Origin of the sequence: Actinoplanes couchii, from assembly GCF_016862075.1 — a bacterium.
In the GTDB taxonomy this organism is placed as follows: domain Bacteria; phylum Actinomycetota; class Actinomycetes; order Mycobacteriales; family Micromonosporaceae; genus Actinoplanes; species Actinoplanes couchii.
Map to the genome: position 1 here is coordinate 1 of NZ_BOMG01000091.1, position 21,586 is coordinate 21,586.

19 protein-coding genes, 2 tRNA genes and 1 pseudogene are annotated in these 21,586 nt (G+C 66.9%); 8 read left to right on the plus strand and 14 right to left on the minus strand.

What is annotated here, in order from left to right; translation table 11 throughout:
• The 3 genes from Aco03nite_RS35900 to Aco03nite_RS53420 form a co-directional block, all read left to right on the plus strand.
• Positions 1-211 (plus strand): hypothetical protein (locus Aco03nite_RS35900; protein ID WP_203804070.1); only part of this gene is annotated, 211 nt, incomplete at its 5' end.
• Between the two features lie 460 nt (positions 212-671).
• Complete coding sequence (locus Aco03nite_RS35905; protein ID WP_203804073.1) at positions 672-1,142, plus strand: hypothetical protein; 471 nt, start codon at positions 672-674, stop codon at positions 1,140-1,142.
• 225 nt (positions 1,143-1,367) lie between these two features.
• The gene (locus tag Aco03nite_RS53420; protein WP_239145721.1) at positions 1,368-1,565 is read left to right on the plus strand and encodes a hypothetical protein; all 198 of its coding nucleotides are present in this window, start codon (positions 1,368-1,370) and stop codon (positions 1,563-1,565) included.
• On the opposite strand, the pseudogene Aco03nite_RS53425 reads toward Aco03nite_RS53420, so the two are convergent.
• From Aco03nite_RS53425 to gyrB, 8 genes and pseudogenes are all read right to left on the minus strand, one after another.
• Positions 1,481-1,708: pseudogene (locus tag Aco03nite_RS53425) on the minus strand (NUDIX hydrolase); the annotation flags it as partial. The gene Aco03nite_RS53420 and the pseudogene Aco03nite_RS53425 overlap by 85 nt on opposite strands.
• Positions 1,709-1,855: 147 nt before the next feature.
• On the minus strand, positions 1,856-2,515 hold the full coding sequence (locus Aco03nite_RS35915) for a DUF6461 domain-containing protein (RefSeq protein ID WP_203804076.1): 660 nt from the start codon (positions 2,513-2,515) through the stop codon (positions 1,856-1,858).
• Positions 2,516-3,064: 549 nt separating this feature from the next.
• A tRNA-Ala gene (locus tag Aco03nite_RS35920) sits at positions 3,065-3,137 on the minus strand.
• 10 nt (positions 3,138-3,147) lie between these two features.
• A complete protein-coding gene (locus Aco03nite_RS53430; RefSeq protein ID WP_211304171.1) occupies positions 3,148-3,276 on the minus strand; it encodes a DLW-39 family protein in 129 nt (42 codons plus the stop codon).
• A gap of 190 nt (positions 3,277-3,466) precedes the next feature.
• Positions 3,467-3,540 (minus strand) — tRNA-Ile (locus Aco03nite_RS35925).
• Positions 3,541-3,617: 77 nt separating this feature from the next.
• Complete coding sequence (locus Aco03nite_RS35930; protein ID WP_203804079.1) at positions 3,618-4,532, minus strand: DUF3566 domain-containing protein; 915 nt, start codon at positions 4,530-4,532, stop codon at positions 3,618-3,620.
• Positions 4,533-4,535: 3 nt separating this feature from the next.
• Entirely contained in the window at positions 4,536-7,049 is a 2,514-nt protein-coding gene (gene gyrA / locus Aco03nite_RS35935; RefSeq protein WP_203804081.1) for a DNA gyrase subunit A, read from the minus strand.
• 109 nt (positions 7,050-7,158) lie between these two features.
• On the minus strand, positions 7,159-9,111 hold the full coding sequence (gene gyrB / locus Aco03nite_RS35940) for a DNA topoisomerase (ATP-hydrolyzing) subunit B (protein WP_203804084.1): 1,953 nt from the start codon (positions 9,109-9,111) through the stop codon (positions 7,159-7,161).
• A gap of 540 nt (positions 9,112-9,651) precedes the next feature.
• Here gyrB and Aco03nite_RS35945 point away from each other — a divergent pair.
• Positions 9,652-10,218 (plus strand): hypothetical protein, encoded by a 567-nt coding sequence (locus Aco03nite_RS35945; protein ID WP_203804087.1) that lies wholly within the window; start codon positions 9,652-9,654, stop codon positions 10,216-10,218.
• 41 nt (positions 10,219-10,259) lie between these two features.
• On the opposite strand, the gene Aco03nite_RS35950 is transcribed toward Aco03nite_RS35945, so the two are convergent.
• The 6 genes from Aco03nite_RS35950 to dnaA all read right to left on the minus strand — a co-directional run bounded on the left by Aco03nite_RS35950 (position 10,260) and on the right by dnaA (position 19,256).
• Positions 10,260-10,547, minus strand: coding sequence for a hypothetical protein (locus tag Aco03nite_RS35950; protein ID WP_203804090.1), 288 nt, complete (start codon positions 10,545-10,547; stop codon positions 10,260-10,262).
• 17 nt (positions 10,548-10,564) lie between these two features.
• Positions 10,565-11,056, minus strand: a complete 492-nt coding sequence (locus Aco03nite_RS35955; RefSeq protein ID WP_239145720.1) for a DciA family protein — start codon at positions 11,054-11,056, stop codon at positions 10,565-10,567.
• A 163-nt stretch (positions 11,057-11,219) separates the two neighbouring features.
• Positions 11,220-12,350 carry a DNA replication/repair protein RecF gene (recF, locus tag Aco03nite_RS35960; RefSeq protein WP_203804092.1) on the minus strand — a complete coding sequence of 377 codons (1,131 nt, stop codon included), beginning with the start codon at positions 12,348-12,350 and terminating at the stop codon, positions 11,220-11,222.
• 3 nt (positions 12,351-12,353) lie between these two features.
• Positions 12,354-13,226 (minus strand): phosphogluconate dehydrogenase (NAD(+)-dependent, decarboxylating), encoded by an 873-nt coding sequence (gene gnd, locus Aco03nite_RS35965; protein ID WP_203804100.1) that lies wholly within the window; start codon positions 13,224-13,226, stop codon positions 12,354-12,356.
• A 39-nt stretch (positions 13,227-13,265) separates the two neighbouring features.
• Entirely contained in the window at positions 13,266-14,399 is a 1,134-nt protein-coding gene (gene dnaN / locus Aco03nite_RS35970; RefSeq protein ID WP_203804116.1) for a DNA polymerase III subunit beta, read from the minus strand.
• Positions 14,400-17,417: 3,018 nt separating this feature from the next.
• Positions 17,418-19,256: a chromosomal replication initiator protein DnaA gene (gene dnaA / locus Aco03nite_RS35975; RefSeq protein ID WP_203804130.1), complete on the minus strand. Its 1,839-nt coding sequence runs from the start codon at positions 19,254-19,256 to the stop codon at positions 17,418-17,420.
• Between the two features lie 517 nt (positions 19,257-19,773).
• Here dnaA and rpmH point away from each other — a divergent pair.
• Genes rpmH through yidC form a run of 4 tightly spaced genes read left to right on the plus strand, consistent with a single transcriptional unit; the run spans position 19,774 to position 21,586 of the window.
• Positions 19,774-19,911 (plus strand): 50S ribosomal protein L34, encoded by a 138-nt coding sequence (rpmH, locus tag Aco03nite_RS35980; RefSeq protein ID WP_097329385.1) that lies wholly within the window; start codon positions 19,774-19,776, stop codon positions 19,909-19,911.
• Positions 19,912-19,947: 36 nt separating this feature from the next.
• A complete protein-coding gene (rnpA, locus tag Aco03nite_RS35985) occupies positions 19,948-20,304 on the plus strand; it encodes a ribonuclease P protein component (RefSeq protein ID WP_203804132.1) in 357 nt (118 codons plus the stop codon).
• Complete coding sequence (yidD, locus tag Aco03nite_RS35990) at positions 20,301-20,564, plus strand: membrane protein insertion efficiency factor YidD (RefSeq protein ID WP_203804134.1); 264 nt, start codon at positions 20,301-20,303, stop codon at positions 20,562-20,564. Before rnpA ends, yidD begins: the two co-directional genes overlap by 4 nt.
• On the plus strand, positions 20,561-21,586 hold the full coding sequence (gene yidC, locus Aco03nite_RS35995) for a membrane protein insertase YidC (RefSeq protein ID WP_203804136.1): 1,026 nt from the start codon (positions 20,561-20,563) through the stop codon (positions 21,584-21,586). The genes yidD and yidC overlap by 4 nt, the downstream gene beginning before the upstream one ends.

Consider the following 21,586-nt stretch of genomic DNA (forward strand, 5'->3'; position numbering starts at 1 on the left):
GGTCGGCAAGCGGACGGTGGTCGGCAAGCGGACGGTGGTCGGCAAGCGGACGGTGGTCGGCAAGCGGACGGTGGTCGGCAAGCGGGTGGCGGACGGTGGACAGACGGCGGGCAGCACGACCAACAGCAGGCGGCAGCAGGAGCAGCAGGGGCAGCAGACGAATGACAACGGACGACGACCCGCGGGTCAGCGGCGGACAGCAAGCGACTGAAAGGCGACGGCAGCCGATAGGCAACAGCGAACGATAACGGCGAACGGGCAGCCGAAAAATGTATGGGGCGCCGAGGGACGGCCGACAGTTGACCAGGCACCTGGCGAGGGACAACGGTCCGCCATCGCAACCGTTGGCCGTCCAGCATGCGATGGGAGGGACGGTGTTCCAATACGCGGTACCTGCCCGACCGCCGCGTGAACACGGTCGCGACCGTCGAGGATGACGGATGCGGCGGCGGGTCTGAGACGGCATGCGACGCCACCGCGCGAAGGTGCGACGCCACCGCGCGAAGGTGCGACGCCACCGCGCGCAGATGAGCGCTGGTGGGTGGGGTGTGACATCCCCAGCGGGACAGTAGACCCGGATGGGGGCATACGCAGCTGAATCGGCGGGGTTGGGGCGGCGAGGGACGGTGAAATCCTCAGGTCTTCGGTGATCATGCCGACCGTCAGATGTTGTGAGGGATCGCCGGCAAGCACGCATCGGGACCGTCAGTGGTCTCGCACTTCTGGCCGGTGCCACGGCCTTCGTAGCCGTCGGCGGCGGGCACCACTCGATATTCGCGACCCTGCTTCTCGGCCTCCTCGCCATTGTGATGGCACACGCCCTGGTCGTCGAGATCCAGCGTCAGGCCCGCCGCATGTCGCAGACCGTCTGGTACCGCACCGACACCGCCAACACCGTGCTCCTCGGCTGCTGGGCGATCCTCGCCGCCGCCATCACCAACGTGTCGATCGTGTCGCTGCAGGTCCGCGCACTCACCGCGATCCTCGCCATCGGTTACGCCGCGGCCTGCACCTACTTCGTCGTCGAACGCCGCCGGGCCGTCGCCGAACCCTTCCAGCCGTCGTCCGTCCCCCTCGGCGAGATGCCGGGCGTGACCGAGGTGCTCCTCGACCCGGTGCCCGACTCGGCCCCGTCGGCCTGACGATCATTCCGGTTCGGCCCACCTCGCACCTGACCGGCACGCCCCTGCTGTGGCACCTTCCGCGAAGCGGGCGGATCAGCCGGAGCAGACGAAGCCGCACCGGATGACGAAGCCACACCGGATGACGAAGCCACACGGGATGACGAAGCCGTACCGGGTGACAGAGCCTGGCCGGGTGACGGAACCGGGCTGGGTGGGCTCGAAACCGGCGACGCCGGACCGGGCATGGCCGGCAGCACCACCATCAACGGCGGCACCGGCACCCCGGCCGTCTCGATCGGCAACTCGGGAACCGGCAGCCAGTCGATCCCGAGCTGCTCCGGCCCGAACCCGTCGTCCCGCCCGACCCGTGGCTCCCCGTCGGCGACGGTGACCGCGAACACCGACGTCATCCCGGACGGGTACGGCATCTCCAGCACGTAACGCGCATCGCCGACGATCAGACCGGTCTCCTCGAACACCTCACGCCGCACCGCCTCCTCGGCGCTCTCCCCGGGACGCAGCCCACCCCCGGGCAGGGTCCACCACTCGCCGCCCCCGGATCGCCGGCTGCGCTCGTGCACCATCAGCACACGCCCATCCCGCACGATCACGGCGGCGGCCCGTCTTCGTTCGTCCACGTTCTGCAGGCTAGCTGGATGAATCGAGCCCCGCAGAGTTCCTTCATTCCTCTGTGGATAACTCGTCCACCTGAAGAACGGGCATATACGGACCTACGCCTGCGGAACGGTGACCAGCAGATACGTCCGTTCCGCCAACAACTCCAAAGTCAACGGAACTCCGGTACGGGCGGCCAGGAACCGCAGCGCCGGTCCAGTGGGCTCGCTCACGTTCGTACCGCCGATCAGTCCTGAAGCGACCAATTCGGACCGGAAGCCGCCCGCATCGCTGCCGCCCGCATCCTCCGGCGCCGAGGTGTCCAGATCGAGAGCCAGGTTCCCGTCGCGAAAAACCAGGAGCCGACCCGGGCCACCCCCACCGCCGCGGTACGCCACCACCTCGCCGCCCTCAGCCGACAGCGGAGCCACGATCGAGCCGGTCACACCGAGCGTCCCGTTGTCCTCGACGATGACCGACCAGTCCCCGACCCGGGCGATACCGATGAAATACCTGCTCCGGACCCCGGCCTCGCCGTCACCGGGCCCGACGACCCGATGCCATTCGACCCGCTGCAACTCCTCACCCCCGAGCATTTCGTACGGATGGATGTCACGCACCATGGTGAAGCAGAACCCATGGCTGAGGTCCGCACTCCGGGCCGGCCAGCTCAGGTCCGCCGACGGATCCATCGAAGGGACAGGCTCCGCAGAACTCGGCGAACCACAACCGGCCAGCGGAGCCAGGGTCAGGAGCAGGACGGCACGACGTCTCACCGCGTCAGTAGATCAAAGATCAGGGATGCTCAGCACCGCCGAACCACTCGTTTTTCGGCACCCGCAACGCCGCCGTATCGATCTTGCCGCCACGCAACCCACACGCCCGATAGCCGAAGACCGCACCCCAGGGACAGGCCGCCACCGCAGCTCTCAGCCCCGCTACCCCCTGGCGCCACCGGACCGGAAGCCGCCATGGAGCGGCGGTGAGCTGAACGGTGTCCCGACCCGCGGGCGGCACGCTGCTCCCGGAGAGCGCGATGAAGTCAGCCCGTCCTGGACCGGATACAGCGATCTACGGCACAGGCAACGAGAAGACTTCGAGATTCTCTGGCGATCCAAGGGCCGTGCGACGGGCGTCGCGCCACAAGCTGCTGTCGATCACATCAGAGACGTTCGCGCACTGGCCACAGACCGAGAAACGCAGAAATATCACCGGCAAGGCGCTCAAACCAACCACAGCCGGCCGACGGTGACCACAACTGACATGTCCCGAAGTGGTCCCGGCGGATCTTGGACTTGCAAACGGCCTGGTCACAGGCCTAAAAGTGGAGCCCAGGGGACTTGAACCCCTAACCCCCGCCTTGCAAAGGCGGTGCTCTGCCAGTTGAGCTAGGGCCCCGTAACCCGCGTCAGCGCAGGTCAGGAGCGGTGGTCGCCTCGTGCCACAGAGCACGCTCGTCGCTGGAGGCCTTGACCTTCTTGACCACCAGAGCCGCCACACCGACGACACCGGCAATGATCAGGAGCTTCTTCAACACTGAACCGCACCCCTAACACCGCTGGACGAGACAACTGAACCCCGTACAACAATAGATTGCCGTAGCCGCAAGCGATCCACGAGCCGCAATCACCGTAACGCGGGGGTCTGGGGGCTCGGCCCCCAGGTCAGCAGAAATGAAGAGTGGCCCCGGTTCGCGATCTCCGCGAACAAGGGCCACCCGCCACTCGTGGGGCTAGATGGAATCGAACCATCGACCTCAGAGTTATCAGCTCTGCGCTCTAACCGACTGAGCTATAGCCCCTCACCTGCGGACAGAACATTACCGCATCGGGTTGGAGGGCTCCAAAACGGGGGTCCCCCCAACCCGATCAGTAATCGTCAGTCCCGCTCGGCCAGCGTCAGCTCGATGCCGCCGACCAGGTCCGCGCACACGTTGTAGATGAACGCGCTCAGCGTCGCCAGCGCGGTGAACAGCACCACGTTGACCGCGCCGATCAGCATCGACGTGCCGATGACACCCCAGGCGGTGATCCGGAAGGTGCCGCTGGTGGCGCCTTCCGTGCCGCCGCTGGCGGTCACCAGGTCCTGCAGGTTGCCGTTGACCGAGCTCCACACACCCATCGTGTCGAGGGCGAGGTAGAGCACCGACGTCGCGACGACAACCACGATGAAGAGCACGATCGACACTGCGAACGCGAACTTCATCACCGACCAGGGGTCGATCCGCTTGAGGTTCAGCCGGGCGCGACGGGGTCCGCGAGCAGCGGCCGACGACACGGTGGACCGGGCCGACCGCACCGCCTCGGAGACACGGGCCGCACCGACCGCGGCGGCGCCGCCGGCGGCCGGAGCCGCCGCGGAGCCACCGGTCCGCTGTTTCGCGGCGCCGGGCGCGGCCACTGAGGCCGACGCTGACGCGCTGGCGGGCCGCGCCGGGGCCTGGGGGGCACCGGGCGTCGCCGCACCGGTCACGCTCCCACCAGGGCGCCCGGGTGTGGTTCCGGGCGCGGCACCCTTGCCCTTGGTGACGACCGGCACGGAGGCCGCGCCCTTCACGGGTGGCTGCACCCCCGGCCGCTTGTCCGCACCGTCGGCGCTGCCGGCCGCGGGCTCACCGGGCGGCGGGGCCATCCCCGGCGCTCTGGTGAACTTCGGCGTCGTCGGGGAATCGGCGGGGACAGAGGCACGCCCTGTGGTCTCGCGACCGGATGAAGCGGCAGTGTCCTTCTTCGCCGCATCGTCCGGAGTCGCTGAGGTCCCCGTGCCCCCCGACTTCGCCTGTGTCTCCGGCATCAACTAGTCCTGTTCGTCAGGCTCGTCGGCATTGCGAGCAAGCGCCACGATGGTTACACCTTCTGGGAGGTCCATCAGCTTGACCCCCATTGTGTTCCGATCCCGTGTGCGCCGTACAGGCTTCACGGGAGTCCGGATGACACCACCATTGCTGGTGATGGCAAACAGTTCATCCTCCGGGCTGATCACCAGAGCGCCGACAAGTCCACCACGACGCTCGGTGATCTTGGCGGTCAGTACCCCCTTACCGCCACGGCCCTGTACGGGATACTCCTCGATGGGTGTCCGCTTCGCATACCCACCATTGGTGGCGACCAACACATCCATGTCCGGCCGGACCACTTCCATGGCGAGAAGCTCGTCGGCCTCACCGAATCGCATCCCGATCACACCGGACGTCGCACGGCCCATCGGGCGCAGTGCCTCGTCGGTGGCGTTGAATCGGATGGCCTGCGCCTTCTTGGAGACCAGGAGCAGGTCGTCCTCCGGAGCCGCAAGCGCCGCGCCCACCAATTCGTCGTCCTCCCGCAGGTTGATGGCGATGATGCCACCGCTGCGGTTGGAGTCAAATTCGTCCAGGCGCGTCTTCTTCACGAGCCCATTCTTAGTGGCGAGCACAAGGTAGGGCGCGACCTCGTAGTCCGGGATCTGGATGATCTGCGCAATCTGCTCGTCCGGCTGGAAGGCCAGCAGGTTCGCGACGTGCTGTCCCTTGGCCACCCGGCTCGATTCGGGCAGTTCGTACGCCTTCGCCCGGTAGACCCGGCCCTTGTTCGTGAAGAACAGGATCCAGTCGTGCGTGGAGATGACGAAGAAGTGCGACACGATGTCGTCCTGCCGCAGCGTGGCGCCGCTGACGCCCTTGCCGCCGCGCTTCTGTGACCGGTACAGATCGGTCTTCGTGCGCTTGGCATATCCGGTACGTGTGATCGTCACCACAACGTCCTCGCGCGCGATGAGGTCCTCCATCGAGACCTCGCCGTCGAACGGGATGATCTGGGTGCGCCGCTCGTCGCCGAACTTCGCGACGATCTCGGCCAGCTCCTCGGAGATGATCGTCCGCTGCCGCTCCGGCTTGGCGAGGATGTCCTTGAAGTCGGCGATCTCGATCTCGATCTTCGCCAGCTCGTCGACGATCCGCTGCCGCTCCAGGGCGGCGAGCCGGCGCAGCTGCATGTCGAGGATCGCGGTCGCCTGGACCTCGTCGACGTCGAGCAGCTGCATCAGGCCCTGGCGGGAGTCCTCGACCGTGGTCGAGCGCCGGATCAGGGCGATGACCTCGTCGAGCATGTCCAGCGCCTTGGCCAGACCGCGCAGGATGTGGGCCCGCTCCTCGGCCTTGCGCAGCCGGTAGGCGGTCCGCCGCTGGATGACCTCGATCTGGTGGTCGACGTAGTAGCGGATGAACTGCGCCAGGTTGAGCGTGCGCGGCACCCCGTCGACGATCGCCAGCATGTTGGCGCCGAACGTCTCCTGCAGCTGGGTGTGCTTGTACAGGTTGTTCAGCACGACCTTGGCGACCGCGTCGCGCTTCAGGACCAGGATCAGCCGCATGCCGGTACGGCCGGACGACTCGTCCCGGATGTCGGCGATGCCGGTGAGCTTGCCCTCCTTGACCAGCTCGGCGATGCGCTCGGCGAGGTTGTCCGGGTTCACCTGGTACGGCAGCTCGGTCACCACGAGACACGGCCGGCCGCGGGTGTCCTCCTCGACCTCGACCACCGCGCGCATCCGGATCGACCCACGGCCGGTCCGGTACGCGTCGTTGATCGCCGACTGGCCGACGATCAGGCCCTTGGTCGGGAAGTCCGGACCCTTGACCAGCTCGATCATCGCTTCGAGAGCGGTCGCCTCGTCCGACTCGGGGTTGTCGAGCTGCCACTGGACGGCGCTGGCGATCTCGCCCAGGTTGTGCGGCGGGATCTTGGTGGCCATGCCGACCGCGATGCCCTCGGAGCCGTTGACCAGCAGGTTCGGGAACCGGGCCGGCAGGATCGTCGGTTCTTTGGTACGCCCGTCGTAGTTGTCCTGCATATCGACGGTGTCCTCGTCGATGTCCCGCAGCATCTCCATCGCCAGCGGCGACAGCTTCGCCTCGGTGTACCGCATGGCTGCGGGCGGGTCGTTACCCGGCGAGCCGAAGTTGCCGTTGCTGTCGATCAGCGGGTAGCGCAGCGACCAGCGCTGCCCCATGCGCACCAGGGCGTCGTAGATCGACGAGTCGCCGTGCGGGTGGTAGTTGCCCATCACGTCGCCGACGATGCGGGCGCACTTGACGTAACCGCGGTCGGGACGGAAGCCGGCGTCGTACATCGCGTAGAGGATCTTGCGGTGCACCGGCTTGAGGCCGTCCCGGACGTCGGGCAGCGCACGGCCGACGATGACGCTCATCGCGTAGTCGAGGTACGACCGCTGCATCTCGACTTCGAGGCCGACCGGCTCGATGCGCTGTGAGACGTTGCCGCCCGGATCGGCCGGGGTCTCGTCGTCGCCGGGGGGCTCGGGAGTGTCAGTCACTTTTAACCCTTACTCAAGGTGGTACCGGGCAAATGCTGCCGGAACGGGCATAAGGCTGTGGATAACACTGTGGAAAGTAGCCATACGCTGTGGATACGGCTCTCGAAACTTAAATGTCGAGGAACCTGACGTCCTTGGCGTTGCGCTGGATGAAGGACCGGCGGGCCTCCACGTCCTCACCCATCAGCACGCTGAACAACTCGTCGGCGACGGCCGCGTCGTCCAGGGTGACCTGACGCAGGGTGCGGGTGTCCGGGTTCATCGTGGTGTCCCAGAGCTCGTCGTAGTTCATCTCGCCGAGACCCTTGAACCGCTGGATGTCGTCCGGCTTGGCGTTCGGCTTCTTCTGCTGGCGCAGAGCGATCAGGCCGTCACGCTCGCGGTCGGAGTAGGCGTACTGCGCGTCGTCGCCCCGCTTGTTCCACTTGAGCTTGTAGAGCGGCGGGGACGCGAGGTAGACGTGGCCCAGCTCGACCATCGGCCGCATGAAGCGGAACAGCAGGGTGAGCAGCAGCGTCTGGATGTGCTGGCCGTCGACGTCGGCGTCGGCCATCAGAATGATCTTGTGGTACCGGAGCTTCGCGATGTCGAACTCGTCGTGGATGCCGGTGCCCATGGCCGTGATCAGCGCCTGGACCTCGTTGTTCTTCAGTACCCGATCGATCCGGGCCTTCTCCACGTTGAGGATCTTGCCGCGGATCGGGAGGATCGCCTGGATCCGGCTCTCCCGCCCGGACTTGGCCGAACCGCCGGCCGAGTCACCCTCGACGATGAACAGCTCGGTCTCGCGCGGGTCGGTGGACTGGCAGTCGGCCAGCTTGCCGGGCATCGAGCCGGACTCCAGCAGCGACTTGCGCCGGGCCAGCTTGCGGGCCTGCTGGGCGGCGATCCGGGCGCGGGCCGCCTGGTCCGCCTTCGTGATGATCATCTTGGCGTCCGCCGGGTTCCGGTCGAACCAGTCGGCGAGCTGCTCGTTCGCGACCTTCTGCACGAAGCTCTTCATGTCGGTGTTGCCGAGCTTCGTCTTGGTCTGGCCCTCGAACTGCGGGTTCGCCAGGGTCACCGAGATGATCGCGGCGAGACCCTCACGGATGTCCTCACCGGACAGCTTCTGGTCGCCCTTGAGGAACTTCTTCTCGATGCCGTAGCGGTTGACGATGCTCGTCAGCGCGGCCCGGAAGCCCTCCTCGTGCGTACCGCCCTCGTGGGTGTTGATACGGTTGGCGAAGGTGTAGACCGACTCGCCGTACGACTCGTTCCACTGCATCGCGATCTCGAGGCCCATGCCCTCCTCGGGCACGTCGGCGTCGAACTGGATCACGGTCTTGTGGATGGCGCTCTTGCTGGCGTTGAGGTGCCGCACGAAGTCGGCGATGCCGTCCTCGTACATGAACGAGACGCGGCGGGCCTCACCGTTCTCGTCCAGCTGGTCCGGCCGCTGGTCGGTGTAGTTGATGGTGAGGGCCCGGTTCAGGAACGCCATCTCCTGGAGCCGGCGGTAGATCGTCTGGTAGTCGAACTCGACGGTCTCGAAGATGTCCGGGTCCGGCCAGAACTGCACGGTCGAGCCGAGCTTGTCGGTCGGCTCGCCCTTCACCAGCTCGCCGGGCACCGAGTACTCGTACTTCTGCCGCCACCAGAAGCCGTCCTTCTGGATCTCCACGGCCATCCGCGTCGAGAGCGCGTTCACCACCGAGACGCCGACGCCGTGCAGACCGCCGGAGACCTTGTACGCCTGGCCGTCGAACTTGCCACCGGCGTGCAGCACGGTCAGGGCGACCTCCACACCCGGCTTCTTCAGGGTCGGGTGCAGGTCGACCGGGAAACCACGGCCGTTGTCGGTGACCGAGACGCCGCCGTCCGGCAGCAGGATCACGTCGATGGTGTCGCAAAAGCCGGCCAGCGCCTCGTCCACGGCGTTGTCCACAACCTCCCACACCAGGTGGTGCAGGCCTCGCTCACCGGTGGAGCCGATGTACATACCGGGACGCTTGCGGACTGCTTCCAGGCCTTCGAGCACGGTGATGGAGCCGGCACCGTACTCCTGCTGATTCTCAGACACCCTCGGCCACTTTCTCGTGCCGGGCCGGTGTGGCCCCGCTACGGGGTTGGCGGACCCTCGACGGCGGCCGGCAGCACACGGGAGACCAGGGATGACACCGCGAGAAGGATGCGGACCACCGGTGGAACCGTGCGCGCCGGTCGCCGCGGACGGCCCGCGGATCGTGATCGGCTGGAAAAACCGCATAGCGTGACGATGAGGGACGGCCCGGTGGCCCTCCGCAACGTCAAGCACAGTTTTCCCGGTCGCTGTCGATTCTACTCCGCCGAATCGAATCGGCGAGGGTCCGGCACCCCTTCCGGGTGCCTGAGAGTGCCGTAGCGCGATTTGAGGCGCTACCCACGTAATCCCCTACACGGCACAGCCGCCCCGCGCAACGGCAAACGCTGCGGCAGCCCCAGCAGTCGGGCGCGCCTGCGGTCCCCGGCACGCACTCACTGCGACACTGCTCGACAACGTCGAGGGCCTGTGTCGTAACCTCGCCCGCGGGCCGGAGATGGTCAGGCGGTCGCAGGGCAGGTCGAGGAGGGGTGGCCCAGGATGGCGCACGACAAGGGCCTGGACAACGTCGCGGTGCACTGGCCGCGGACGAACCAGTACTACGACCCGGTGGCTCCCGCCGAGTTCGTCGACTTCGGAGCGATCGCGGACCGGCCCGAGATCGCGGCGCCGACCGGAGCGCTGGCGCTGCACATCGCCAAGACCGGCACGGTGCGTGCCACGGCGTACACCGAATTGGTCGATCTTCTGCTCGGTCTGGAAGGTGTGCTTTACGCCACTGACGCGGCGGCCGAGGACGAGGACCCGGTCATCGACCCGGACGGCTGCGCGTGGATCGCCGGCGGCCTGGAGCGGTTCGTCGAGGGCCACGAGAAGTACGACGACCTGGTCACCTTCGACACCGTCACCGAGGTGCTGCGGACCGCGATCTCGGCCGGCCGCCTGCCCGAGCAGCAGCTGCGCTGGCTGGACCAGCGGCTCGCGGCCCTGCGTGACGACGCCGGCAACGCCCCGCACTGGAGCTTCGCCCGTACCGAACTGGCGATCCTGGCCGGTTTCTACCGCCGGTGCGCCGACCGCGGCTTCGCGGTGTTCGCCGACTACTGAGCGGTCTCCCTGGCCGGCTCCCGAGCCGGCTCCCGAGCTGCTTACTGACGCGCGGTCCTCGGGTGGCGGACCAGCCAGGTCAGGCCACCCACCACCGCGATCAGGACGATCCCCGACCCGGTCCAGAAGATCCGGGTGCGGTCCTCCACCTCGCGGTGCATCCGCGCCTGCAGCTCCACGTCGTCACACGAATTCGAGGCGCCGCACGCCATCGAGTCATTGAAAGTGACAAGTGTCACTCCGGGGCCGGTGTTGAGAACCGGCGCCACGGCGAGCAGCAGCAGGACCAGGACGCGGCGCAGTTGCGAGACCATGCTTATCAGACGCATGAGAAGGCCGTTTGGTTTCAGCCGTACGTGTCCCGGGGCCCACGGCCCTGCACCCGGCGCGGCCCACGGCTCCACGACGGCGCCACCGGACCACGGATGTTCAGCCTGGTCACCACGTTGTGGCCGAGCTCGTCGGCGATCTGCCGCAGCAGTGTCGCGGCGAGCATCCGCAACTGGGTGGCCCACGCCGTCGACTCCGCCTCGACCTCCAGCACCCCGCCGTCGAGCTTCACCGGCCGGCTGTGCGCGGCCACGTTCGGCCCGACCACCTTCTCCCAGGCCCCGAAGACCGTCGCCTCGGCCTTCGGCTTCTCCCAGCCACGGGTCTTGACCAGACGCTCCAGCATCGCCCCGAACAGCTGGGGATCCCGCGGATCCGGTCCCGACCCGGAATAGCCGCGCAGCCGCCGGCCACCGGACTGATCGGCGCCGGCCCCGGTCCGGCGGCGCGGCGCCCGGGCCGCCTCCCGCCGGCGGGCCAGCGCGGCGTCCAGCACGGCCCGCGCCAGCTCCGGGCCGACGAGCTGATCGTTGTCCGCCTTCGGCCCGGAAACACGCTCAGAGCCCCCGGAGGACCCCTGGAGCTCCCGAGCCTCATCCAACCCCGCCCACAGGTCCTCACGGGCCTCTGTGAAGCGCTGAGGCCGCTCTTCGGACCGATCTCGGTCAGAGTCAGGAAACACGGGTCACCGATCCCGTCGTCACGTCGTAACGAGCCCCGCGCAGGCTCGCCGGCACATCCTCCGGAACCGCACACGTCACCAGCAACTGTCCCGCGTCCGACACCAGCGCCGCCAGTCTTTCCCGCCGCGTGGTGTCCAACTCGGCGAAGACGTCGTCCAGCGCCAGCACCGGCTCGATGCCGTCCGAGCGCAACAGGTCGTACGCGGCCAGCCGCAACGCCAGCGCGAACGACCACGACTCACCGTGGCTCGCGTAACCCTTCACCGGCAGGTCGCCCAGGCTCAGCGCCAGATCGTCGCGGTGCGGGCCGACCAGGGTGGTGCCCCGCTCGGTCTCGGCGACCCGGCGCTCGGCCAGCTTCGCCAGGATCGCCGCCTCCAGGGCCGGACGATCCGGGGGCAGAGAATCCCCCAACCGCGAGGCGTACGCGATGGCGGCGGCCGTCCGCCCGGCGGCGACCGCGTCGTACGCCTTGGTCAGGTGCGGCCCCAGTGCCGCCGCCAACTCCAGCCGCCCGGCCAGCAGCTCCGCCCCGTGCCGCGCCAGATGCTGATCCCAGACCTCGAGCGTCGACAGATCCTGCCCGCGGGTGCCACCGACCTTGCGGTTCAGGTAGGCGTTGCGCAGCAGGGCGTTGCGCTGCTTGATCACCCGGTCGTAGTCGGCACGCACCCCGGCGAACCGCGGCTGCCGGGCGACCAGCAGATCGTCCAGATAACGGCGCCGCTCCGACGGATCGCCCCGGACCAGTTCCAGATCCTCCGGGGCGAACAACACCATCCGCAGCGCGCCGAGCACGTCCCGGGGCCGGCGCACCGGCGACCGGTTGAGCCGGGCCCGGTTCGCCCGGCCCGGCACGATCTCCAGCTCCACCAGCAGCTCGCGTCCATCGTGGACGAGAGCGCACCGGACCACCGCCGACTTGGTCCCGGCCCGCACCAGCGGCGCGTCCATCGCCACCCGGTGACTGTCCAGTGTGGCGACGTACCCCAGGGCCTCGATCAGGTTGGTCTTGCCCATGCCGTTCTGGCCGACCAGCACGGACACGCCGGGGTCGAGATCGACCGCCACTCGCTCATACGAACGGAAGTCGGTGAGCTCGACCCGGCGTACGTGCATGGATCAGCGCTTGACGGCGTGTCCACCGAACTGCTGGCGCAGCGCGGCGACCGCCTTCATGGCCGGCGAGTCCTCCTGGCGGGACTGGAAACGGGCGAAGAGCGAAGCCGCGATCACATGCGCCGGTACGGCGAGACGAACCGCCTCGTCGACCGTCCAGCGCCCCTCGCCGGTGTCGTCCGCGTAGCCCTTCAGGGCGTCCAGCTCCGGGTCCTCGTCGAGAGCCCGGTCCAGCAGGTCCAGCAGCCACGACTTGACGACGCTGCCCTCGCGCCAGGACTTGATCACGGCGGGCACGTCGTGGATGTACTCCGAGGCCTTGAGGATCTCGTAACCCTCGGCGTACGCGTGCATCAGGCCGTACTCGATGCCGTTGTGCACCATCTTCGCGTAGTGCCCGGCGCCGTGCGTGCCGGCGTGCGCGAAACCGAACTCCCCGGCCGGCTTGAGCGCCTCGAAGATCGGCTTGCAGTGCTCCACCTGGGCGGCGTCGCCACCGACCATCAGGGCGTAGCCGTTCTTGATGCCCCAGACACCGCCGGACACACCCACGTCGAGGTAGTGGATGCCCTTGACCTTCAGCCGCTCGGCGCGCGGGGCGTCGTCGGTGAACTTGGAGTTGCCACCGTCGATGACGATGTCGCCCGGCTCGAGCACCTCGGCGAGCTGGGTGATGGTGTCCTCGGTGATCTGGCCCGACGGCACCATGGTCCAGACGACGCGCGGGGCGGCCAGTTTCCCGGCCAGCTCGGCCAGGCTCGCGGCGTCGCTTACTTCCAGGTTCTGGTCGTATCCGACGACTTCGTGCCCCGCTGCACGCAGTCGTTCCCGCATGTTGCCACCCATGCGGCCGAGACCGATCAGGCCGAGTTGCATGGTGATCTCCCTAGATGAGCGATTGGTTCAAGCTCAGTATCAGCGAGTGACCCGGATCGGCATGATCAGATAGCGGTATCCCGGGATGATTTCGCCGCTTTCGCCCGCGGGCGAGATCACAGCTGGCTTGAACGCGTCGACGAACGCGAACACCGCCGTCTGCGCCCCCAGGTTCTGCAGACCGTCGATCAGATACTGCGGGTTGAACCCGATCGTCAGCGGCTCACCGGTGAACTCGGCCTCGGTCGCCTCGCTGGCCCGCGCCTCCTCGGTGCCGCCGGCCTCGACCACCACGCCGTCCTCGCTGAAGCTCAGCAGCACCGGCGTCTGACGCTCGGCCACCAGCGCGACCCGGCGGACCACCTCGACCAGCGCCGAGACCTTGATCCGCGCCTCGGCGTTGTGCGACGCCGGGAAGAGCGAGCGCACCGGCGGGTAATTCGCCCCGTCGAGCAGCCGGCTGGTCGTGCGGCGGGCGCCACCGGCGAAACCGATCATGCCCTCGCCCGCGCTGCCCTGCGCCAGGGCCAGCGTCACCGAACCACCGGCCGGGCCCAACGCCTTCGCCGTGTCGTTCAGCGTCTTCGCCGGGACCAGCGCGTTCAGGCTGATCTCCGGGTCGTCCGGGGTCCACTCGATCTCGCGCATGGCCAGCCGGTAGCGGTCGGTCGCCAGCAGGGCCATGGTCGACCCGTTCAGCTCCAGCCGGACACCGGTCATCATCGGCAGCGTCTCGTCCCGCCCCGCGGCGATCGCAACCTGGGAAACCGCTGAGGCGAACGTGGAGGCGTCGACGGTGCCCGCGCTGGACGGCATGTCCGGGAGCGACGGATAGTCCTCCACCGGCATCGTGGGCAGGGTGAAACGGGCACTGCCACAGACCAGCTCGAGATGCGCGCCGACGGCCGCGATGTCGACCGGCTTGCCCGGCAGCGCCTTGGTGATCTCGGCGAGCAGGCGGCCGGAGACCAGCGCGGCCCCGTCGGCGTCGGCCTGGACCTCGACACTCACCTGGCTGGAGACCTCGTAGTCGAAGCCGGACACCTGCAGGCGCCCGCTCTCCACCCGGAGCAGGACACCGGCCAGCACCGGCACCGAGGGCCGGCTGGGCAGGCTCTTGGCTGTCCACGCCACGGCCTCGGCGAGCGCGTCTCGCTCCACCCGGAACTTCATGCTGTCCTCCGCGATGCGTCCTCATACAGGGGCATGGACCCCACTGAACTCTATGGCTCCGGCGGTGCTTGCGCGTGCCCGACCCCGGTCCGGCTTCTTACACCGTCAAGGGCGAGGACTCCAACCTTCCCCACCCCTGTTTCTCGGTGCCTGGCGACCTCGACCCAAACGAACTTCGAGCCGAGCCTCCAACCTTCCACAACGCTGATGATTGCTTTTTGTTCTCTTAGAAGAGATATCTAGTCGTCTTCATCGGTGCTGTGGATTCTGTGGAAAACCCGAGTTTGCGCTGGTGAGAGAGTTATCCACCGGTGATTCACATGTGGGAAACCAAGGTATAACTGTGGGTCTTCGTCCACAGCTCACGGTGTCAGAGGCAGTTGTCCACTGCTGTCCACAGGCTGTCCCCAGGATATCCACCGGGTTTATCCCCTGGGCTGTGCATAACGCAGGAACGCTCCCGGACCGTCGTCCCCAGATCCTTCAACAGGATATCCACAGGCTTCCACAGGCTGTGAGATCAACTGTCACCCTCCGTGTCTGTCCACATCGATTTCCCCAGGGTTACTCCACATCTGTGGATAACGGTGTCGCGAGTTATCCACCGCCTGGGGACCTGGCCTGTGGATGCCTGTGGATTAGTGTGGATAACGTTGGCACGAAACTGACCCGTCCCGACGTTGACAAAAGCCTGTGGATCATTCCCGAAAGTAGGCGTCGATTGGCGTCTATATCTGCGATTTTGCGAGTTGATCTGGGCATAAGTTGTGGATAACCCGGTGCATTACCCGTGGATAACTCGACTTATTGTGCGAAGCCGCAGTTCAGAGCCGGGTAACCCGTTCGTGGACAGCCTGTGGGTAACTGTGGATCCGGCTTGGACGCGGCCAAGATCCGTCTCCGAGCCGTCGACGAGCTTCCCTGTGTGAGACCGGTTGTGGACGGCTGAACCCCGTGTTGGTCCGGGCCGGCGGTGTACTCCCGGTGGATTCCCTTCTTTGGTACGTGGGGCCAGCTTCTTTCGGTACGCGGGGCCAGGGCCGAGCTGGTCGCCGCCTGCGTGGGCCGGAGCATTAATCCAGGTCACGGACTTATCCACACCCTGCGCACAGATCCCAACCAAGCGCTTGTCCAAACGGCTGCTGATAGGTGCCTTTAGAGGCAACCAAGCGCTTGTCCAACCGGCTGTTGATAAGTGCCGGCAAGACCAACCAAGCGCTTGCCTGGTAGCTCTGTGGATAAGTGTCAGCGCTACCAACCAAGCGCTTGCCCAATTGCAACTTGCCGAGGGTCGTGTCAACCAATCAGGCGGTTGTCCAAGGGCGCGTGGTTGTCGCCGGGAAAGGCCCAACCAAGCGCTTGTCTAAATGTCGAGGTTAACCAACCAAGCGCTTGTCCAACACACGGCCTTTAACGCTTTCCGGTACCAACCAAGCGCTTGTCCGAGCAGCTCGAAACCATTTCCGACTTACCAACCAAGCGCTTGCCCAAGCAAGGTCGAGCCGTTTTACGGCGACCAACCAAGCGCTTGTCCAAGCGACGCTGAGGTGATTTGTGGTGACCAACCAAGCGCTTGTCCAAGTGGTGAGACGCCCGTCCGCATTGCGCCGGAGGGATGCCGATCTTTCGCGGACGCGACCTGGCAGATCACAGATCACGTTGGGTGACCGCACCGGAGTGGCAGATGCGGCCGCGGAATCACCCGAAAGTTCCTAGGTCCGAGCTCATGCCAGACCGAGGCCCAGACCCAGGCCCAGACCTAGGGTCAGAGTCAGAGAAAGGGTGAGTCAGGCCAGACCGACACTTAGGCCCAGGCCTAGACCGACACTTAGGCCCAGGCCTAGACCGACACTTAGGCCCAGGCCTAGACCGACACGTAGGCCGAGGCCTGCCTGGGCCCAGGCCTAGGCCCAAGCCCAGTGGCTATGACGGTGTCGCTGGCCCCATCAGGAGGGGCGGCTTGAAGGGGCTCCGCCTGCGCCCAAGATCTCCGCCATGACGGTCTCGTCTGCCTCCGGCTTTCACCAGGCATTGCTCGTCATGAAGTTCGGGAATTGGGCCGATTCAAGCCGTCTCTGTCAGCCTCAGGTGGGGCCACCGCAAGCCGTCATGGGAGTGGCCAGCGGCACCGTCATTGCTACCCAGGCCGAGCCCGAGCCCGAGCCTGCCAGGGTGAACCGCAGCTGCCGGCCGAAGGCCCAGGCCCGAATTCGAGTTCGAGTTCGAGTTCGAGGACAGAAACAGGGAGCAGGGCCGGCAAGTTAGAGCGCGTGCCAGGTAGAGACCTGAACGAGACCGGCCGGCGAACTCATGCGCATGTGGCAGTTGGCGAGCCTCGGGTCCGGCCGAGGCGCCACCTCGTGCGGATGCCCGGCAACAGTTCCACATCCGTGACGGAGAACCTGCATGCGGTCAGACAGCGAAGCGAGTGCGGTGCGGCAGCGAAAGCAGCGCGGTCTGGGAACGAGGTCGTGTGTGCTTCGGGGACGAGTCATGCGTGATTCGGGGACGAAGCCATGCGTGATCTGGAGGCGGGGTCACGCGTGCTCCGGAGGCGAGGCATGTGTGGTCCAGAGGGCGGGGTCACGCATGGTCCAGAAGCGAGGGCATGCGTGGTCCAGAAGCGAGGGCACGCCTGGTCCGGAGGCGAGGGCATGCGCGGATTCGGGGCGAGGGCATGCGTGGTTCGGAGGCGTGGTCACGTGCGGGCCGGAGGCGAAGGCATGTGCGGGTCGGGCGACAAACTGTGGACAGGCTGGATAGCTGCCGTGTGCTGGTCAGGCTGCCGCCGTGCGCGGGCCAGAAATTTAGAGCATGTGCGGGACAAGCGACAGGCTTGAGTACAGGTCAGCCCGGGTGCAGGTCAGCCGGAGTGCAGCTCAGCTCGGGTGCAGGTCAGACAGTCGGTGATTGGGTAGCCTCGCCCGGCGGTGGGGCGCATGGCGCTACCCGCCGCCTACCGGGCCCGGCGGGGCAGGGCCCCGTGGTGCTTTTGTGGGGCCCTGACGCGTACCAGAATCAGGTGTTTTGTTTGATTCTGTTGGTTAGTTCGGCGATCTGGTTGTACAGGGACCGGCGCTCGGCCATGTGCTGCCTGATCTTGCGGTCGGCGTGCATGACCGTGGTGTGGTCGCGGCCTCCGAAGGCCTGGCCGATGCGTGGCAGGGAGAGGTCGGTCAGTTCGCGGCACAGGTACATCGCCACTTGGCGGGCGTTGACCAGGACCCGGCTGCGGGAATGGCCGCGCAGGTCCTCCAGGGAGACGCCGAAGTAGTCGGCCGTCGAGACCATGATCTGGTCGGCGGTGATCTCCGGGCCGGCGCCGTCCGGCATGAAGTCGCGTAGGACCTCCTCGGCTACCGAGAGCTGGACCGGGGAGCGGGTGAGGCTGGCGAAAGCCGTCACCCGGATGAGGGCGCCTTCCAGTTCGCGGATCGAATTCGACACCCGGGAGGCGATGAATTCCAGGACGTCGTCCGGTGCGTACATCCGTTCCTGGGCGGCCTTCTTCTGGAGGATCGCGATGCGCGTCTCCAGGTCGGGCGGCTGGATGTCGGCGAGCAGGCCCCACTCGAAGCGGGTCCGCATCCGGTCCTCGAGGGTGGCCAGCTGCCGCGGGGACCGGTCCGAGCTGATCACGATCTGCTTGTTCGCGTTGTGGAGCGTGTTGAAGGTGTGGAAGAACTCCTCCTGCGTCCGCTCGCGGTTCTCCAGGAACTGGATGTCGTCGATCAGCAGGATGTCGACGTCGCGGTATCGGCGCTGGAACGCCTGGGTCTTGTCGTCGCGCAGGCTGTTGATGAAATCGTTGGTGAACTCCTCGGTCGACACGTAGCGCACCGAACGGGCATGGCCCAATGTGGTGGCGTAGTGACCGATCGCGTGCAGGAGGTGGGTCTTGCCCAGCCCGGAGCTGCCATAGATGAACAGCGGGTTGTACGCCTTCGCCGGGGACTCGGCGACCGCCACCGACGCCGCGTGCGCGAACCGGTTGGACGAGCCGATGACGAACGACTCGAACAGGTACTTCGGATTGAGCCGGTTGCCGTCCTGCCCGCCTGGTCGTGGGGAGATGCCGGAACCGCGCAGGTCGACCGGTGGCCGGCCGGGTCCGTTGTCGCCGGCGCGCATCGGGCCGTCGTCGCGCAGGTCCGAACCGGGCATCGGACGGTCGTCGGGATGACGTTGATTGTCGCGAAGTTGCGCGGCGTCGGCGGCCATCCGGTGGGCGACCGCGTCGTTGGGCGGCTCGTTCTCGGCGGGATGCGCGGCCGGCGACCGGTTCACCTGCGGCGGGGCCGGTGGCATCGGGTCGGCGAACAGCGCCTCCTGACCGGTGGGCACCCCGCGCGAATACGGCGCCTGCGGGGCCGAATGCTGGGCGGACCCGGTCGGGTACGGCTCGGGTGTGTGCTCGGTCGGACCGAAAGCCTGCTGCTGGTACGGCGGCTCGGGCATCCGTTGCGGACCCGGATAGGACGGCAGCTCAGGTTGGTACGGCCCGGGCTCCGCGTAGTGCCGGGGCGGTGCCTCGGTCATCGGCGCCGCCTGCTCCGACGGCGTGCCGTAGACCGTGCCGGGCATGCCGGAACCGTCCTCCGGAGGGCGGACCGTGACGGCCACCTGGATCGGCCGGTTCAGCCGCTTGGTGAGCGCCTCGGTGATCGCCGGACGCAGCCGGGACTCGATGATGTCCCGGGTGTATGTGTCCGGAACTGATAAGAGTGCGGTGTCCTCGACTATCGCCCTCAGACGAGTGAACTGTAGATAGGCGCGCTGCTGCCGCGACGCGATCTCGTCGGACAGCTCGTCCAACGTCTCACGCCACAACGTGCCCAGGTCGACCTGATCGGCCACCGCCGCGCCACCCCCATCGCCACCGACCCCCGGTGGGCCTTGTCCGGCCTTTTGCCAACCCAGCACAGTCAACGTGCTGAACGCGCACGGTGCCAACCGGCTATCCACAGGTTATCCACAACCCGTGAACGTGCCAGTGGCCGCTCCCGGCCGGATGGTCGGCAGGGTTACCGGAACCGGTGGTGACGAACAGGCTCCACCGTGGCGAACGATCCACATGCGTGTCCGGTTTTGGCCGTCGCTTCGCGGGTCGCGAACGGCCGGTGAGACCAGCAACCGCGCACGCTAACAGCGCCGACTGGGGGGTTACAACTGCCGCCCCCACCGTCCAGCGCCCGGTCGCGGGAAAAGATTCACTTGGTGCACGGAAGGACCAGGGCAGACGTGCCGATCAAGGATATGGTTGACCGTCCCCGGGGCCCTGCGTAGGGTTGGGCGGTTGCTCCGCCGCGCTCTGATAAAGTGGCGTCTTACAGCGGATGCCCCCAAAGTCGTAGCAGGAAATCGGAGTTCTCACGTGAGCAAGCGCACCTACCAGCCGAACAACCGCCGGCGTGCCAAGACCCACGGCTTCCGGCTGCGCATGCGCACCCGTGCCGGCCGGGCCATCCTCGCCGCCCGCCGTGGCAAGGGCCGCGACAAGCTGTCGGCCTGAGTCGATCGCTAGTCGGGTCGGAATGTCCAGGTAGTCATGCTTGCCGCGGCGCAACGACTGCGGCGTAGCGCGGACTTCGCCGCAGCGATCCGTGGTGGCCGTCGAGCGGGCCGCGGAACCCTGGTCGTTCACCTGCTTATCGATGAGCCGGCGTGCGCCTCCACGGCGCGCGCCGGCTTCGTCGTATCCAAAGCGGTGGGCAACGCGGTCGTCCGTAACAAGGTGCGTCGCAGACTCCGACATTTGGTCCGGCCACTTCTCGCTGATCTTCCAGCGGGTGCTTCCCTGGTGGTCCGGGCGCTTCCGGCTGCCGCCGGAGCCGCATACGCGACGATGGCCCTCGACTTGGAGAGCGCGCTGACCTCGGCGCGTAAACCACGGCGGCCACGATGAGCCTCGCCGCCCGCCTCTTGACGGCCGTCGTCGTCGCGTACCGTCGATACTTGAGTCCGGCGCTGCCGGCACGCTGCCGGTTCTATCCCTCGTGCAGCGGGTACGCCCAGGAGGCCCTGGCGCGTCACGGTGCTGTCAAAGGCGCCGGCCTGGCGGTCTGGCGGATTTTGAAATGCCATCCCTTCCACCCTGGCGGGTATGACCCGGTGCCTGACCCGATCCGTCACCGTCCTGCCGATGTGACTGGAGCTATAGATTGAGTCTGGGACCGATCTACAACGTCATCTCGTGGATTCTTCTGCAGTGGCATTCGCTGTGGGACGCGATCGGCATACCTGACGGCCGGGTCATCGGCACCAACTGGGCCTGGATCCTGTCGATCTTCTTCCTGGTGGTGACCCTGCGGGTCATCCTCTTCCCGGTCTTCGTCAAGCAGATCAAGAGTCAGCGCGCGATCCAGGCGCTGCAGCCCAAGGTCAAGGCGCTTCAGGAGAAGCACAAGGGCGACCGGGAGACGCTCCAGAAAGAAATGATGGAGCTGTACCGGGTCGAGAAGGCCAACCCGCTGATGGGTTGCCTCCCGATGTTCCTGCAGATCCCGGTCTTCTTCGGCCTGTTCCACGTCCTGCAGCACCTCGACCCGACGATCTCGGACGCCAACAAGCAGCTGTACGGATGGCCTCTCGAGCAGTTCAACAGCGCTGCCGTCGCGCACCTGTTCAATGCTCCGATCAGTGCCAAGTTCGGTTCGTCCGCCTCCGAGCTGGCCGCGCTGGGCGCCGACGGCACCACGGTCAAGGTTCTTGCCGCGATCCTGGTCCTGGTCATGATGGCCACCACGTTCCTCACCCAGCGCCAGATGATCCTCAAGACCGGCTGGGCCGAGGACCCGCAGCAGCTGATGATCCAGCGGCTGATGCTCTACGGCATCCCGTTCACGCTGCTGTTCTCCGGTGCGCTGTTCCCGATCGGTGTCGTCATCTACTGGGTCACGAACAACCTGTTCACCCTGGCCCAGCAGCAGTGGGTGCTCCGCAAGTTCCCGCCGCCGCAGATGGCCAACAAGGGCGGTACCGCGGCTCGTCCGGCCGCCGGCACCAAGACCACGGGTGGCGCCAAGAACCCGGTTCAGCCGGCCCGTACCGGTGGTCTCTTCGGCCGCAAGCCCGCCGCCGAGCCGGTGGTTCCGGCCGTCGACACCAAGGCGCTCGCGCCCAAACCGGGTGCCAAACCGGTGAATCCGAAGAAGGGCACCCGACCGGCCAACAAACCCAAGGGATGA